This is a genomic window from Streptomyces sp. NPDC005496 (genome assembly GCF_042872045.1).
In the GTDB taxonomy this organism is placed as follows: Bacteria; Actinomycetota; Actinomycetes; order Streptomycetales; family Streptomycetaceae; genus Streptomyces.
On sequence record NZ_JBIAJQ010000006.1, the window covers coordinates 343289 to 359462 of the forward strand.

A 16174-nucleotide genomic window follows, 5' to 3' on the forward strand; every position below is an offset into this window, starting at 1 on the left:
CGCCAGGGGCCGCGCGCGTGCGACGGCGGCGCTGTCTCCTATTCGCCCGTGCCGTCGCGGACGGTTGCAGGGCAAACGGGTGACAGCGTCCGCAGAGGGGTCCGGGGGAGAGGCCGGTCCGAGGGCTCTCAGAGCTCGGAGGAGTCAGTCATGGGGCCGGTCACTCGTCGCGCCCGTGGTGCGGAAACGCGCTCGGTACGCCCCGGGTGTGATGACGAGGTTGCGCGCGAAGGCCCTGCGCAGCGACTCCGGAGAGCCGAAGCCGCTGTGCCGTGCGACCGAGGCCATGGGGTCGTCGCCGCCTTCGAGCATGGCCTTGGCGGCCTCCATGCGGACCTGTTCCACGTAGCGGGCGGGAGTCGTGCCGAGCTCCTCGCGGAACAGGCGGGTCATGTGGCGGGTGCTGATGCCGGCTCGGCGCGCCATGGCCGACAGGGTGTGATCGGCGGAGGGGTCCTCGGTCGCCGCGTCGAGGACCCGGCGCAGCATGTCCTGCCTCGTGTGCGGGCTGCTGGTGCGGACGCTGAACTGCGACTGGCCGCCGGGCCGCTGCATGAAGACGACCATGTCCTTGGCGACGGCCCGGGCGACGTCGACGCCCAGGTGTTCCTCCACCAGGGCCAGCGACAGGTCGATACCCGAGCTGACGCCTGCGGACGTCATCATGCGGCCGTCGCGGACGAACAGCGCGTCGGGGTCCACCGTCACCCGTGGGTACCGCAGCGCGAGCTGGTCGGTGTGGCGCCAGTGGGTGGTCGCCCTGCGCCCGTCGAGCAGCCCGGCCGCGGCGAGGAGGAAGGCGCCGGTACAGACGGACGCGGTGAGGCGGCTGCGTGCGTCGAGTGCCTGGACGGCGCTCAGCAGTGCGTCGTCCTTGATCAGGGACGGCCATTCGGGACCGCCGGGGACGAGGACGACATCGCTGACGTACGACACGTCCGGGGCGGCGAGGTCGACGCTCAGGCCAGTGCCCGCGGAGGTCGTGACGTCGGCGCCGTCCGGTGACACCGTACGCACGCGGTAGCGGCCGCCGAACTCGTTGGCCGTGGCGAACACCTCGATCGGCCCGGTGACGTCCAGGAGCCGTACGCCCGGGAAGACCAGCACCGTCACCAGCAGCGGCTTCTGGCCGGGCGACCTGTCCGTCATGGTGAGCCTCCTGCGCGGCTGTACGCGTTCGATCATAGCAAAGTAAGTTTGAAATCCGAACTACCTGGTGTCGATGTGCATGCCAGGCATCGTCCGTCACCTGTGGGTGCTCACCGGTCCACTCGCGTTCAACGGCCAACGGCCCCCTCGCCATGCCCCCCAACAGGACACAAGACCCTCGGTCGTGGACATGGAGAGCCTGGAGGCCCCATCCGCGGTCGCGGGAGTACGAGGGCGGACCCTCATGTCCCGGAGTGAGGGCGCCGTGGCCCGCCCTGATCTGTGACGTCGTGGGTCTCTCGCCCTAGCTTCGAGATCAACGTGCCGGCGGGGTCGGCCGCGACTGCGAGCTGCCGCGAGACGGCCGTCCGGTCGGCCGGTCACCGACGGTGCGCCCGCTTCGAGAAGACAGGGCCCTCCGCACCGTGACACCCCGTACCAGCACGACCCCAGCGCTCTCCCCAGAAGGCGGCTCGGGCACAGAACGCCCGGCCGACGCCCGTATCGCGCAGCCCGAAGGGGACGCACGGGGCCGCGCGCTCCTCAGCCCCAGTTGGTTCGCGGCCGTCATGGGCACCGGGATCGTCGCCAACGCCGCCGCCACCCTGCCCCGGAGCTTCACCGGACTGCGGGACGCCGCCACGGTGGTCTGGGCGGGGGCCGCGCTGCTGCTGGCCGCCCTCGTCATCGGCTATGTCCGAAGGCGCGCGGTGCGCGTGCACGCCGCCGACCCGGTGCTGGCGCAGTTCTTCGGGGCGCCGCCGATGGCGTTGCTCACCGTCGGCGCCGGATCCCTCCTGCTGGGGGAGCGGGTGATCGGAGCACGTGCCGCGCTGGACGTGGACTGGGTGCTGTGGTCCGCCGGAACCGTCCTCGGTCTGGGCGCCGCGTGCACCGTTCCGTATCTGATGATCACCCGTCACCGCTTCACCGCGGACGCGGCGTCCGGCGGGTGGCTGCTGCCGGTCGTACCGCCGCTGGTCTCCGCCGCGACAGGCGCGCTGCTCATCCCGCACGCCCCGGCCGGGCAGCCGAGACTTGCCATGCTCCTGGGCTGCTACGCGATGCTCGGGCTCGGGCTCATGGCCGTCCTGCTGGTGCTGGCGATGGTCTACAGCCGTCTCGTCCACCATGACGCGCCCATCGGTGCGGTGGTGCCCACCGTGTGGATCGCGGTGGGGGCGCTGGACCAGGCCGTGACGGCGCTCGGCGCGCTGTCCACGGCGGCGCCTAGCGCGCTGCCCGCTCCGTACGTGCACGGCGTCGCCGTGGCCGCGCTCCTCGGCGGGGTCGGGGTGTGGGGCTTCGCGATGCTGTGGCTGGTGCTCGCCACGGCGCTGACCGTACGGGAGATCCGACGCGGCCTGCCCTTCGCACCCACCTGGTGGTCCTTCATCTTCCCGCTCGGCGCCTGCGTGACGGGCACCGGAGCCATCGCCTCCCTCACCGGCTCACAACTGTTCGTGTGGAGCGCCGTGGGCCTCTACGCGGTGCTCGTCGCCGCCTGGGCGGTGGTCGCCTGGCACTCGCTGCGCCACGCCTCCGGCAACTGGCGAGGACGAGGCTGAGGCCCGCGCCTACGCGCCGGGGGACGTCGAGGTCAGGTCCGCCCGGGCCCTGCCGTCCGGGTCCGGGCGGCCGCCGTGGCCGGCGACGAGGCGGGAGCGGAGGGCCGTGGCCAGCATGGCGATGAAGGCGACGGCCCACACGCCGCCGGCGACCCACACCTCCCAGCGGCCCATGGTGGTCAGCCACGAGGTGTGCGTCGCGCGTCCCAGCGCGTAGGTGGCGGCCGCGTACATGCCGATCGGGAAGACCAGGTTCCACCAGCCGAGTTCGTAGCGCAGCGGGATCCGTCGCACTACGTGCCGCCACACGCCCAGCGCCAGCAGCAGCGGGATCAGCCAGGTGGAGAAAGACCACAGGACGACGGACGCTCCGAGTACGACCGGACGCGCCGGCAGCGTGCCGCTCGGTGGCAGTTCGAGCAGGCGCAGTCCGGCGAGCACACAGAGGGCGGCGGCCCCCATGAAGATCCACACGGATGTCATCAGACCCTTCGCCTGCACCGGCCGGACCAGGAGCCTGGCCAGGACTACGGCGGCGGTCAGGAGGTACTGCACCAGGCCGATGGCCCAGCCCGCCCCGGCCAGCACCGGCAGCAGGTGCCCCGTGGTCGTCCGGCCCAGCGAGGCCGCCGCCAGCGCCACCGACTCCGATCCGACGGCCCACAGGAACCAGGTGCCGTTCACCTGGTCGATCGAGGGGCCCCTGCGCACGCTCGTGATGAGGGCGAGAGGGATGCCGTAGTCGAGCAGTAGCCAGGCCAGCGTCCCGAACGCGAGAAACGCCCCGGCCGCCGCGGTGTGGCCGTCCAGGACGAGGCGGGCGGCCAGCACGTTGGAGGAGATGGCGACGGTGAGGAAGGCGAAGGAACGCGGCCCCAGGAAGTCGGTGACGAACCGCTCCCGGTGGTGCAGCAGGCGCCAGCCGTAGGCGGGGATCAGCACCGCGAACCCGGCCAGCGCCACCACGAGCAGCACCGCCGACGCGGTATGGGCGCCGATGGAGCTCAGGGCCGTCGACACGATCCCCGTGCCCATGACGAACGCGAGCGCGCCGGCATTGAGATCGGCCAGCGCGGACGAGACGGCCGCACGAGGACCGGACCGGATCGGCTCCGGTTCCGGCCGGTCGGCGGCGGTGAGCCACTCGGCGAGGACGGCGGCGTGACTGCGGTCCACGTCCCGGGCCGCGGTCAGCAGGGTGAGCCGGTCGTGTCCGGCCGCCAGCTCACGCAGCCGGTCCGCCGCCTCGTGATGCCCGGGGTCCCCCAGCTCGCCCAGGTACCGGCGGCGGAACTCCGCGAAACGGGAGACGTCCGCGCTGTACCAGCGGTGCAGTTCGCCGGACGGGGCGACCTCGCGCAGCCAGTCGTCGAGGCGCGCCTGCCGCTGGGGGACGGCAGCCGGCCAGTCACGGTCGACCAGTACGCGCCTGCCGTCCGCGGAGGACGCCTGCTCGTCGATCGTGCGGCAGGTGACGTGCTTGTCCATGGGGTACCTCTCGCGAACGGACAGCCCGGGTCGCCGAGCCGATGGATCAGGTGGCCCCCGCCGGGACCGCTGCTCAGCGGAAGGCCGATGCCACCAGGGTTTCCTGCTCCAGCGCGTGCCGTCGAGCGGAGCCGACGGCGGGAGCGGCTGCCGCGGGGCGGCTGACGCATCCCACCGGGCCACTCACCAGACGGCGCAGACGCGGCTCTACGAAGGACCAGGGCCCCTGGTTCTCGGGCTCCTCCTGCACCCAGCGCACGTCCACGGCGCCGGGGAAGCGGGCGAGTTCCGCCGCGAGCTCCCGCTCCGGGAACGGGTACAGACGCTCCAGGCGGATGATCGCCGTGTACGCCGACCCCGAACTCCTTCGACGGGCTTCCAGGTCGTAGCAGACCTTGCCCGAGCAGAAGAGCACACGGGTGACCCGGGCGGGATCCGCCGCGAGGTCCGGAAGCACCGGGCGGAACTCGCCCTGCGTGAATTCGGTCAGCGTGGACGTGGCCGCCTTCGACCGCAGCATGGACTTCGGAGTGAAGATCACCAGCGGTGTGCCGCTGCCGTCGAGTGCGTGCCGGCGGAGCAGATGGAAGTAGTTGCTCGGCAGGGAGGGCAGGGCGACGGTCATGTTGTCCTGGGCGCACAGCTGGAGGAACCGCTCGATCCGGGCGGAGGAGTGGTCCGGCCCCTGTCCTTCGAGGCCGTGCGGCAGCAGCAGCGTGAGGGCCGAGCGCCGGCCCCATTTCTGCTCGGACGAGGCGATGAACTCGTCGATGACGGTCTGCGCGCCGTTGGCGAAGTCACCGAACTGCGCCTCCCAGAGCACCAGGGCGTCGGGCCTCGCCAGGGCGTACCCGTACTCGAAGGCGAGTGCCGCCAGTTCGGACAGCATCGAGTCGTAGAGGGAGAAGCGTGCCGCGCGCGGGCCGAGATGGTTCAGCGGCGTGTACTCGGCGCCGTTGCGCCGGTCGGTGAGCACGGCGTGGCGTTGGCCGAACGTGCCCCGGCGGGAGTCCTGTCCGGTCAGCCGCACCGGAACACCGTCCAGCAGCAGTGATCCGATCGCCAGGGTCTCCGCCGTGGCCCAGTCGATCGTGCCGTCGTCGAGCATCGCCGCACGGCGGGCGAGCTGCGGCAACACGCGGGGGTGCACGGTGAGCTCGGGCGGCAGGTCGGTCTGGGTGGCGATGACGCGCCGGGCGGTCGGTTCGTCGATCGACGTCGCTGCCGGTCGCGGTGTCCGCTGTTCGGCGTCTGGGTGCTCGCCGGCCTCGGAGGCTCCCGGGGCGGCCGACGTCGTCCGCGTCTCGGCGAAGGCCCGTTCGAGGTGTTCCTGGTAGTTGCGGCGCGCGCCCTCCACCTGGGCCGCGGTGAGCTCCCCGCGACGGAGCAGCGACTCGGCGTACAGCGCGCGCACGGAGGCCTTGGCGCCGATGCGGTCGTACATCGCCGGCTGGGTGATGGACGGGTCGTCGACCTCACTGTGCCCATGGCGCCGATAGCAGACCAGGTCGATCACGACGTCCTTGTGGAACGCCTGCCGGTAGTCGAAGGCCAGACGCGCGACGCGTACGACCGCTTCCGGATCGTCCCCGTTGACGTGGAGGACCGGTGCGTCCACGGCGTGGGCGACGTCGGTGGCGTAGGTCCCGGAACGGCCGCCGGTGGGCGGGGTGGTGAAGCCGACCTGGTTGTCGATGACCAGGTGGACGGTGCCGCCGGTGCGGTAGCCCGGTAGCCGCGACATGTTGAACGTCTCGGCGACCACGCCCTGACCGGCGAACGCCGCGTCGCCGTGGACCACGACCGGCAACAACGGATGCGGGTCGCCGCCCTCCAGGGCCGACTCCTGCTTGGCGCGCACGATTCCCTGGGCGACCGGTCCGACGATCTCCAGGTGCGAGGGGTTGGCCACGACCGAGACGCCGATGCTTCCGCCGGTCAGCGCACCGTAGGTGCCTTCCGCGCCGAGGTGGTACTTCACGTCCCCCGATCCCCGGACGCCGGGGACGTCGGCCGTGTCCAGGAACTCGGCGAAGATCTGGGCGTAGCTCTTTCCGACGATGTTGGCCAGCACGTTGAGCCGTCCGCGGTGCGCCATGCCGATGACCGCGTCCGCCATGCCCGCGTCGATGGCGCGCAGCAGCAGGGCGTCGAGCAGCACGATCGCCGACTCGGCGCCTTCGAGCGAGTACCGCTTCTGGCCCACGTACTTCTTCTGCAGGAACGCCTCGAAGGTTTCCGCCGCGCCAAGACGGTAGAGGATCTGCAGCTTCTCGGCCCGGTCCGCCCGGTGCTGCGGGCCCTCGACCCGCTCCCGCATCCAGCGCCGTTCGCCGGCGTCCGTGAGGTGCGTGTACTCGAAGCCGACCGAGCCGCAGTAGATCTCCCGCAGGGCGATCAGTACGTCCTGGAGAGCCATCGTGGTGCGCCCGGCGAAACCGTCGACTACGACCTTCGCCGCGGGGTCCGCGTGGTCGAGCCTGAACGCCGCGAGATCGAGCTCTCGGGGTGTGGCAGCGGGCTCTGTCGCGAGCGGATTCGTGGCGGCCGCCAGATGGCCGCGCGTGCGGTACGCGGCGATGAGTTCCGCGACGCGCACGGCGGTGAGCACCGACGCGTCGCCGCCGTCACGCTGAACGGGAAGGGCGGCGCCCGCCGTCCCGGACGCCGCAGGAGCCGGCACGGGCACGTCATGGGCCGCGAAGAAGTTGCGCCAGGTCTGGTCGACCGAGCGGGGGTCGTGCCGGTAGCGGTTCCACTGTTCGTCCACGACCCATGCGTTGGGCCCGAAGTCCGCGGTGGACACGGCTCGACCCGTGTCTGGTTGTGACGTCACGGCGCAGAACGCCTTCTTTCCTCGTCTGGAGCGTCGGGCTGCCGGACGCGGTCCGTGCGTCGGGCCCACGCGTATGTTGCGTGCGCCGCGTGCTTCGTACCGCTTGCCGGTATTCGACCCGTTCGACCGAATCGCGCTGTCGAAGGTAGGACGACCGGAAGCCTGAGGGGGCAGCTGAAGGGGACGCAACTACCTCACTTGAGGACATCCGGGTTCGGCGAGCGCCGGAGCCGGGCCCCTGTCCTGATCCGAGGGCGTCGTGTCCGACCGGTCGGGGACCACTCCGATGGCGACCCCGGTTGTGCATGCCAGGCCGTGGATGCTCGGCCCGCGCTCCGACCCTCGGGAGAGAACCATGCATGACGCCGATTCGCCGGCCGCCGCCCGGTGGGCGCCCGCCCGAGTCCTGCGGACCCTGGGGCTCCTCCACGGTGAGTTGCGGGTACGGCACGGCCTGTCGCTCCACGGCTACCTCACCCTCGGCACCCTCGCCGAAGCCGCGACCGGCTCCATGCCCGTCGCACAGCTGACGGCGTCGCTGCGGGAATCGGGGGACCGGATGTCCTACGTGCTCCGAGGCCTGCAGGCGGCCGGGCTGGTCGAGCGTGACCGCCGTGAGCAGGACCGCAGGACGGTCGACGTCAGCCTCACCGAGGCCGGGCGCACCGCGTGGGCCGACGCCGAGAAGACCGCCCAGGAACTGGTGCGCCGGCACTTCGGGTACGGGGTGATGACCGTGCCGACGCGCGGTGACGGTGACGGGAACGCCGCCCGGCGCGAGCTGCCGGTGAAAGGGCGAGGGTGACGCCGTCTCGCACGGCGTCCGTCCAGATCTCACACTGGAGGAGACACACCGCGTCACACCGGATCCGTGACCGGCACACCCACGACGGTGCTCCGTCGCCGCCCGGCCGGCGTGGGCGAGGCCCCGCACCAGGGAGGAGCAGGGGATGCCTTCATTGCTGTCGGTGAACGTCGGCATGCCGAAGAACGTGATCTGGCAGGGCAGGACCGTCTACACCGGCGTCTGGAAGCAACCGGTACAGGGTGCGGTGATGGTCCGCCGACTCAACATCGACGGGGACGGCCAGGGCGACCGAGGTGGACACGGAGGAGAACAGCGCGCTGTCCTCGTCTACCAGCTGGAGTCCTACCACTACTGGCAGCGGCACTTCGGTCGTGACGACTTCACCTACGGTGAGTTCGGCGAGAACCTCACCGTCGACGGCCTGAGCGACGACGAGGTCTGCATCGGTGACCGCTATGCCATCGGCGACGCCGAGTTCGAAGTCAGCCAGCCCAGGGTCACGTGCTACCGCGTGGGGCTGCGCGTCGGCGAACCGCAGCTGCCGGCCCTGCTGGTCGGCCACCACCGGCCCGGCTTCTACATGCGCGTCATCCGAGAGGGTCGCATCGAGGCCGGTGACACGATCACCAAGACCCGAACCGGGCCGGGCGCGCTGAGTGTGGCCGCCACCGACGCCCTGCTCTACCTGCCCGGGCGGGACCCCGAAAAGCTGCGCCTGGCCCTGTCCATCCCCGCCCTGAGCCCCGGCTGGCAGGGCTCCTTCCGTGACCTGCTCGCCACCGACGGCTCCGACGCACAACAAGGCCCGGCCTGGGCGGGGTTCCGCGAACTGCGTGTGGACGAGGTGGTGGCGGAGAACGCCTCCGTCACCTCGCTGTACCTGAGGTCACCGGACGGCACTCCGCTGCCCGACCCCCGGGCCGGCCAGTACCTCACGCTGCGTATCCCCTCGGCGGCGCAACCCGTGCCCGTGCGCAGCTACTCCCTGTCGTCGACGCTCACCGACGGCCGCTACAGGATCAGCGTCAAGCACGAACCTCACGGCACGGTGAGCGGGTACCTGACCAGCCGGACGCGTCCCGGCGCCCTGCTCGATGTCGCCGCGCCCCGCGGCGAGTTCGTCCTCACCCGGGGCACCGAGCCGGTGGTCCTTGTCTCGGCGGGCATCGGTCTCACGCCCGTGCTGGCCATGCTCCACGAACTCGCCGCCCACGACCGCGACCGGGAGGTCTGGTGGATCCACGGCGCCCGCGGACCGCAGGAGCACCCCCTCGCCGCCGAGGCGCACGACCTGCTCACCACCCTCCCGCGCGCACACGAGCACGTCTTCTACAGCGCGGCCACAGCCGAGGACCACCTCGGCGGCGAGTTCACCCGGGGACGGCTCACCCGGGAGGCCCTGACCGCTCTGGCCCTTCCCGCCGACGCCACCGCCTACCTGTGCGGCCCCGACGCGTTCATGGCCGATATGCGCGACGCCCTCACGGCGGGCGGCATCGACCCGGCCCGTATCCACACCGAGGCGTTCTCCGCGCTGCCCTCCATCAACCCCGGCCTCACCCCCCGAACGGCCAGACCGCCCCATCAACCCCCGGGCGCCCCCGGAACCGGGCCGCAGGTCACGTTCGCCCGCAGTGGCATCTCCACTCCATTCCCCGACGACCGGCGCAGCGTGCTCGAACTCGCCGACGCCTGTGACGTCCCCACCCGCTGGAGCTGCCGCACCGGGGTGTGTCACACCTGCACAACACCCCTGCTCTCCGGTGCCGTGACCTATTCCCCCGCGCCTCTGGAGGACCCGCCGGACGGTGAGGTACTCATCTGCTGCGCCCGGCCCGACGGCGACATCGTCCTCGACATGTGAGGCCGCGCTCGTCTCCGACCTGGTGCCGAGTCCCCGAGTGCGTTCGGCGAGGAAGACCTGCTCCGTACGCGCCACCGGGCCGGCGGCGACCGACCGCCGGCCCGGCCCAAACAGCGCGTGCCTGCCCGTACTTGGGTGTGGTCCCCGGCCGCCGACTGCCGGGGACCACACCCATTCAGCGTCGATGTCAGGAGAATCGTCACTGTCGGATGTGACAGCGGGCGGGCCAGGTGTCACACCTGGCAGGCTGCTCGGCGCCCTGGGGTTCGACCGACGCTTGCGGTGACCTGGCCGTGCGAGGCGGCGGGACACCGCGAGCGTCGGTCCTGCCTGCGGGTCAGCGGGTGGTGGTCACCCGGTGCTCCTTGAGGCTGGCACAGTTGGAGCCGGTGACCTGCACGTAGATGCCGCCGATCTGGCCGCCCCAGTCGACGCAGTGGCCCTTGCCGTAGACGTAGGTCGGGCCGGCGTACGACGTGTACCGTCCGAAGTCCTCGTCCGAGGCGTTGGTGTCGGGGATGTAGACCCAGGCGGACATGTCCACGGCCGTGCCCGGGTTGTTGCGGATGGTCGCCACGCAGTTGTTGCCGTTCGTGGCGTTGTAGGTCAGGTAGACGGTGCCCAGCGAGCCGATGGGCGCCGAGTTCACGGTCTTGTAGCTGCTGCCGCAGACCTTCTGCGGGGTGGTGTTGGGCGCGGCGGAGGCCGGTGCCGCCAGGGCGGTCGTGGCCCCGACGGACAGGGCCGCGACGGCGGTGACGCCCAGGACGGAACGGGTGAATCGCATGTTTCCCCCTTGTGTTGGAGATGCCGAGTGTGCACGGCGAAGGTGTGCGATGGCACTCACTTTCAAGGGGGTCGAACTGAGTTACCTGGAGGTCAGCGGCCGTGAATAGAGACTATGCGGTCTCTTTTTATGGGCGCTGGGTGCGTTCGTCGGTTTGTTCTGGCGGCCGGTCGGGAGGCTTGGTGACTGGCGAGCGTGACGTCGCTCTAGCCGGATTCGATCCAAAGCTTGGTGCGGTCCTGGGATGTTGGGGGATGGATGCACCTCAGGTCGAGGGCGGGTCGGGGGGTTCTCTAAACAGGGCGGGCGGTCTGGTATTGACATACCGGTCGTGCTGTTTTTGAATGGTGGAGTGTCAGACGGGCTGGGCGGATTGGGGGACGGCGTGGACATCGGTGTGCTGGGTTCGCTGGATGTGCGGGTGAACGGGGTGTCGGTGGCTCCGTCGGCGCCGAAGCCGCGGCAGGTGCTGGCGCTGTTGGCGCTGCACGCGGACCGGGTGGTGCCGGTCGCGTCGCTGATCGAGGAGTTGTGGGCGGGGCATCCGCCGCGAAGTGCGCGGACGACATTGCAGACGTATGTCCTGCAACTGCGAGAACTGATCGCGGCGGCCCTGGTCACCGACGCAGGAGACAGCGCGTCGGTCGCCGGCACCGCGACCGATGCATCCGTCCCGGGCGACGCGACCGCTGAAACCGCTGTCACCGTCGGGGCGAAGGACGTGCTGATGACGCTGCCCGGCGGCTACCTGCTGTCGTCCGGTGGTGGCCGAAGTGATGTGCGGGAGTTCGAACGTCTCGCGGGCCTTGGGTACCGCGCGATGGACGGCGGCGACTTCGCCGGCGCGGCACGGACGCTGGCGTCGGCACTCCAGTTGTGGTCGGGGACGGCGTTCGCGGACGTGCAGAGCGGAGCGCAGCTGGCGATGGAGGTCAAGCGGCTGGAAGAGAGCCGGTTGTGCGCGCTGGACCAGCGGATCGAGGCGGATCTGCGACTGGGCCGACACCGCGAGGTGCTGGCCGAGTTGACGGTTCTCACCAGCCGCTACCGCACGCATGAGAACCTGCATGCCCAGTTCATGATCGCGCTGCACCGGTCGGGGCGGCGCGGCGAGGCGCTGAACGTCTTCCTGCAGCTGCGTGCCACGCTCGGACGCGAGTTGGGGCTTGAGCCCTCACCACGGCTGCGAGGCTTGCAGCACACGATCCTGACGGCCACCCCCGAGACCCCGGCCGTCATTCCCGGTACCGTCTCCCGGCCCGTTGCTCGGGACTCCGGGCAGGGAGCAGGCATGGGGGCGCGTGGGGAGCGAGTCGCGCAGGGCGTACCGCTGGCGTCGGCCCACTGACCGAGGCGGCTTGTGCTCTGTGGTGACGGGTTCCTGGGCAACCGTCCTGCGGACATGCGGTACGAGCGGTGGCTCGGGCGCCTTGACCGTATGCGAGGTGCAGTGTCTGAGCTCGCTGATCGGGGGCGACGAGTTCCGTCAGAAGTCGGCCATGCTGGACGGTCCTACGACGCACTTCCCGCTCGCGTCCACCAGATAGACGATGAAAGGGGTGCCTATCGCGCCCTCTTCTTCTGTGGTCGAGGGGCGAGGGTCGATCACGGGGCACGTCGACTCAACTCCGTTGACGACCAACCGGTACGTGACCGGCGCGCGCTCTTCGTTCCACCCGAAGTAAGGGCCACCGTCTTCGTCGTCCGGCGCCCGCTCGGGATCCCCCGCGACGATGAGGCCACGCTTCCCACACATCGGACAGCCCAGGACGCGTGCATCCCACTTCGACCCGTTGACTACCCGAACCGGCCATCCTTGCGCTGCGTCGTCGGTACCGCCGCACCCTGCGACGGCCAGGGTGGCCATGCTTGTCGCTACCAGGAGCGGCGTAAGCGCCCGTCTCGAGTTCATCCGGTCCGGAGTACGCGTACTGCCTGGCTTTGAGCTTCGCATGTCGCAGCTTCCCTGTGATCTTTGACGATGTTGGATCATCGCAGGTCACAGGCGTGATCGGCAACGCCGCAGGGTTGCCGACCGGTGACGTTCGCGCTTACCGATATGCCCCGCGGCAACACTCCGCAGGCTGGTCCGGGATGTCCAGGGCTTTCAGCGGTCGAGGGTCGGCGTCTGCCGGTAGCGCACGGCGAGGGCGGCGATGTCGTCGTCGAGCCGTCCGCCGCTGTAGCGGAGCAGGTCCGTGTGGAGCTGGTTGAGCAGTTCTCGGGGCTGGTCCGCGCGGTGGCGGCCCATCCACTCGGGCAACGGAAAGAAGGTGCCACCGGGGTCGCGTGTTTCCGTGACGCCGTCGGTGTACAGCAGCATCTGATCGCCCGGCGCGAAGGCGATGGTGTCCACGAAGTAGTTGTTTCCGAGGAGCGCCGCGAGATTGAGGGGTGTCGACGGGACAGTGGGCTCGAGAACGCGGACTTCGCCGCTCTGGACGAACACCGGTGGGGGATGTCCGCAGTTGAGGACCCGGACATCCCCGCCACCGTACGGGACCTCGATGATCAGCGCGGTGGCGAAGTGCTCCTGCTGATCGTCGGCGGGGATGGCGGCGCTGTAGCGGGTCATGGTGATCTGGAGGCGGTTGATAAGCCCTTCCAGGTCGGGTTGGTCGTACGCGTTCTCCCGGAAGCAGTTGATGACTGCCGCGGCCGCGCCCACCGCTGACAGGCCCTTGCCGCGTACGTCGCCGATGAGCAGGCGAAGTCCGTACGGTGTGTCGGCCACCTCGTAGAGGTCACCGCCGATGCGCGCCTGCTCCTGGGCCGCCAGGTACAGCGACTCGATCTCGATGTCCCGGATGCGGTGCGGCAGCGGCCGCAGGAGCACCTTCTGCGCCGCGTCGGCGACGAGCCGGACCTGGAAGAGAGTCTCCTCGCGCTGTAGCCGCAGATGGCTGGCGTAGGCGGCCGCGAGAGTGACTGCGGCGATGGCCGCAGCCGTATACGGCGTCCCGAGATCGGGATGGACGAAGCTGATGCAGATCATGATCAAAAAGCAGAACGCCCCCAGCAGGACCGTGGGCAGAACGGGCCACATGGCTGCCGCCAGAGCGGGTGCCGCAGGCAGGAGGCGACTGAAAGCGATCTCTCTCGGGGTGGCGAAGGCGACGCCGGCGATGAGGACGGTGACGAGCACGGGCGACAGCGTGACGGCCTGGCGCTGTCCGTCGTGGGGCCGACGGCGTCGGATCCGTGCAGGTCTCGTCACAATTCAGATCTTAAGCGGATAAGGCAGCAAGCCGACGGATGTGACGCCCTGCGGTGACTCGCCGCGGGTTCTGCCGATACGGGCCAGTGACCCGTTCATTTGGCACCAATGGGCCCACTTCGGGCAACGCCCCTACAATGGCGAGTGGTGCAGGGGACGCCCGTCCGCCTGCGAGGAAGTCGCACGCGCGATCCGTTCGGCAGCGGGACCTCACCGCCAACCGGTGTCGTTCAGCCGACGGCTCCGGCGAGGTAGGCGTTTCGCAGTTGGGAGACGCTCCGCCACCCTCCGCGAGTGTTGGGGCGCAGGCGGCGCTGACAGGAGCCCAGCCGAGGCCGCGAGAGGCCGCCGACGCCGTCACAGACGTCACGCCTGGTCGGTTTTCCCCTTGCCTTTGTCCTCCATTGCCGCAGTGATGTGGAGCCACTCGTATGTCCCATCATCTGGATTCTCCCGCAGCCAGGGCCGATGCCCGTCTGAACATCTCCGACCTCTATGTCTTCCGGGGCGAACGAGGCACGGTCTTCGTGATGAACGTGGCCTCCGAATCAGCCGGTCCGAGTGCACCGGAGGGGTACCACCCGGAGGCCAGGTACGAGTTCAAGATCGACGGCACGGGCGACGTCGTCGAGGACCTGACGTACCGCTTCAGTTTCGGGATCGCGGACGCGGACGGGACGCAGACACTGGAGCTGCGCAGACTCGTCCAGGCGGACGCCACGGACGACGCGGCCGCGGGCACGCCACTGCTCACCGGCACGACGGGGCAGACGCTCGAGACCTTGGAGGGCCTGCGCGTGTGGGCCGGACGCGCAGGCGACCCGTTCTGGATGAATCCCGCCGTGGTGCAAGCGGTCGGCCAGGCATTTCAGCACGGCACCGACGTCGACGTACCTCCCTCGGACGGGGCCTCGGTGAAGAGTCTCTTCTCCGGGCAGAAGGTGTGGTCCATCGTCCTGGAGGTACCGGACGCCGAGCTGCTGCCCTTCACAGGCGGCCTGGACATCCGCGTCTGGGGGGTCACGGCCCTCGCCACCGACGCCGGCGGATGGCACCGCGTCGACCGGTGCGGACTTCCGATGGTCTCCCCGATCTTCGCGCAGTTCGACGACGACCTCGCCGAACGACTGAACCAGACCCCGCCGACCGGCGATTCGGAAACGTTCGCCGAGGAGTTCGCCGCCCGAGTGGCCGCAGTGGTGGGCGCCCGCCGAACGGCTACCGATGCGCAGGAATACGGCCGGGAGGTAGCCGACCGCATCCTCCCCAACGCCCTGCCCTACACCATCGGCACACCGGCGGTGTTCGGCTTCGCGGAGTTCAACGGGCGTGCCCTGAACGACAACGCAGGCGAAGTGATGTTCTCCCTCACCACCAACAGCGCCCTCAGCGTCGGCCTGAGCAAGGACGCCGTCGACGCCCCTCCCACTCCGTTCTTCCCGTACGTGGCGCCCGCGATCTGACCGGTGCGACCGAAGCCGCACCGATCCGCAGTCCCACGTGGCAGCGACCACTCGAAGAGCACAGTGACTTGACTGTTCAGGGCGCTGAGCGGGCGACGCTGCGGAAGTCAGCGGGTCAGGAGGTCCTGGATCGCCGCGCCGATCTCGTCAGGGGCTTCCTCCGCCATGAAGTGCCCCGCTCGGGTCAGCCGGTGGTCCAGGTCAGGTGCCCACGCCTTCCACACACCGGCGGCGTCATACCCCAGACGGGCGCCCCAGTCCTGCTGGACGACCGTCACGGGCATGGCCAACTGTGAGCCGGCGTCCAGATCCGCTTGGTCGTGTACGACGTCGATGCCCGCCGAGGCCCGGTAGTCGGCGACGATCGACGGCACCGCCGCCGCGCTCGCTCGCAGGTACTCGGCACGCACGTCCTCCGGCACGGCCTCCGGATCATTGCTCCAGGCGTCCAGGAACGAACCGAAGAACGCGTCCGCACTGTTGGTGATCATCGTCTCCGGCAGGCCGGGCGGCTGCGCCATGAGGAAGAGGTGGTAGGCGACGGCTGCCGGGACGCCGTGCAGGACGTTCCACATGTCGAGGGTCGGCACGATGTCGAGGAGTCCGAGGTGCGTGACGGTGTCGGGGTGGTCCAACCCGGCACGGAAGGCGACCAGGGCGCCCCGGTCGTGGCCGACGAGGGCGAAACGCTCATGGCCGAGGGTCGCGGCCAGGGCCACGACGTCGGCGGCCATGGTGCGCTTCGCGTACACGCTCGGATCGGTGGCCTCCGGCTTGTCGCTGGCGCCGTAACCCCGCAGGTCGGGACAGATCACCGTGTGCTGCTCCACGAGCCGCTCCGCGACGTGCCGCCACATCAGGTGGGTCTGCGGGAAACCGTGCAGCAGCACCACCGGGGGACCACTGCCGCCGACAGCGACAGCCACCTCCACACCGTCCGCGCCGGGCACGCGCATCTGATCGAAGCCGGGAATGGTGAGGGCCATGGAAGGCA

11 protein-coding genes are annotated in these 16174 nt (G+C 70.2%); 5 read left to right on the forward strand and 6 right to left on the reverse strand.

What is annotated here, in order from left to right; translation table 11 throughout:
• Window positions 1–144: 144 nt before the first annotated feature.
• Entirely contained in the window at window positions 145–1149 is a 1005-nt protein-coding gene (locus tag ACFYQQ_RS20695; RefSeq protein ID WP_355786203.1) for a DJ-1/PfpI family protein, read from the reverse strand.
• 425 nt (window positions 1150–1574) lie between these two features.
• Between ACFYQQ_RS20695 and ACFYQQ_RS20700 the strand changes: the two genes are divergently transcribed.
• A complete protein-coding gene (locus tag ACFYQQ_RS20700; RefSeq protein WP_388904931.1) occupies window positions 1575–2717 on the forward strand; it encodes a TDT family transporter in 1143 nt (380 codons plus the stop codon).
• A gap of 9 nt (window positions 2718–2726) precedes the next feature.
• On the opposite strand, the gene ACFYQQ_RS20705 is transcribed toward ACFYQQ_RS20700, so the two are convergent.
• A complete protein-coding gene (locus ACFYQQ_RS20705) occupies window positions 2727–4205 on the reverse strand; it encodes a DUF488 family protein (protein WP_356240914.1) in 1479 nt (492 codons plus the stop codon).
• Between the two features lie 73 nt (window positions 4206–4278).
• Window positions 4279–7110, reverse strand: coding sequence for a multifunctional oxoglutarate decarboxylase/oxoglutarate dehydrogenase thiamine pyrophosphate-binding subunit/dihydrolipoyllysine-residue succinyltransferase subunit (locus ACFYQQ_RS20710; RefSeq protein WP_388904932.1), 2832 nt, complete (start codon window positions 7108–7110; stop codon window positions 4279–4281).
• A 286-nt stretch (window positions 7111–7396) separates the two neighbouring features.
• On the opposite strand from ACFYQQ_RS20710, the gene ACFYQQ_RS20715 reads away from it, so the two are divergent.
• The gene (locus ACFYQQ_RS20715) at window positions 7397–7846 is read left to right on the forward strand and encodes a MarR family winged helix-turn-helix transcriptional regulator (protein WP_356175424.1); all 450 of its coding nucleotides are present in this window, start codon (window positions 7397–7399) and stop codon (window positions 7844–7846) included.
• A 145-nt stretch (window positions 7847–7991) separates the two neighbouring features.
• Window positions 7992–9713 carry an MOSC and FAD-binding oxidoreductase domain-containing protein gene (locus tag ACFYQQ_RS20720; protein ID WP_356240909.1) on the forward strand — a complete coding sequence of 574 codons (1722 nt, stop codon included), beginning with the start codon at window positions 7992–7994 and terminating at the stop codon, window positions 9711–9713.
• 337 nt (window positions 9714–10050) lie between these two features.
• On the opposite strand, the gene ACFYQQ_RS20725 is transcribed toward ACFYQQ_RS20720, so the two are convergent.
• The gene (locus tag ACFYQQ_RS20725; protein WP_355787606.1) at window positions 10051–10500 is read right to left on the reverse strand and encodes a spore-associated protein; all 450 of its coding nucleotides are present in this window, start codon (window positions 10498–10500) and stop codon (window positions 10051–10053) included.
• A gap of 385 nt (window positions 10501–10885) precedes the next feature.
• On the opposite strand from ACFYQQ_RS20725, the gene ACFYQQ_RS20730 reads away from it, so the two are divergent.
• Entirely contained in the window at window positions 10886–11848 is a 963-nt protein-coding gene (locus ACFYQQ_RS20730; RefSeq protein ID WP_355787609.1) for an AfsR/SARP family transcriptional regulator, read from the forward strand.
• A 759-nt stretch (window positions 11849–12607) separates the two neighbouring features.
• On the opposite strand, the gene ACFYQQ_RS20735 is transcribed toward ACFYQQ_RS20730, so the two are convergent.
• On the reverse strand, window positions 12608–13717 hold the full coding sequence (locus ACFYQQ_RS20735; RefSeq protein WP_388904933.1) for a PP2C family protein-serine/threonine phosphatase: 1110 nt from the start codon (window positions 13715–13717) through the stop codon (window positions 12608–12610).
• Between the two features lie 431 nt (window positions 13718–14148).
• On the opposite strand from ACFYQQ_RS20735, the gene ACFYQQ_RS20740 reads away from it, so the two are divergent.
• Window positions 14149–15180 carry a DUF4331 family protein gene (locus ACFYQQ_RS20740; protein ID WP_355787615.1) on the forward strand — a complete coding sequence of 344 codons (1032 nt, stop codon included), beginning with the start codon at window positions 14149–14151 and terminating at the stop codon, window positions 15178–15180.
• 107 nt (window positions 15181–15287) lie between these two features.
• On the opposite strand, the gene ACFYQQ_RS20745 is transcribed toward ACFYQQ_RS20740, so the two are convergent.
• Window positions 15288–16166 (reverse strand): alpha/beta hydrolase, encoded by an 879-nt coding sequence (locus tag ACFYQQ_RS20745; protein ID WP_356240906.1) that lies wholly within the window; start codon window positions 16164–16166, stop codon window positions 15288–15290.
• Window positions 16167–16174 lie beyond the last annotated feature (8 nt).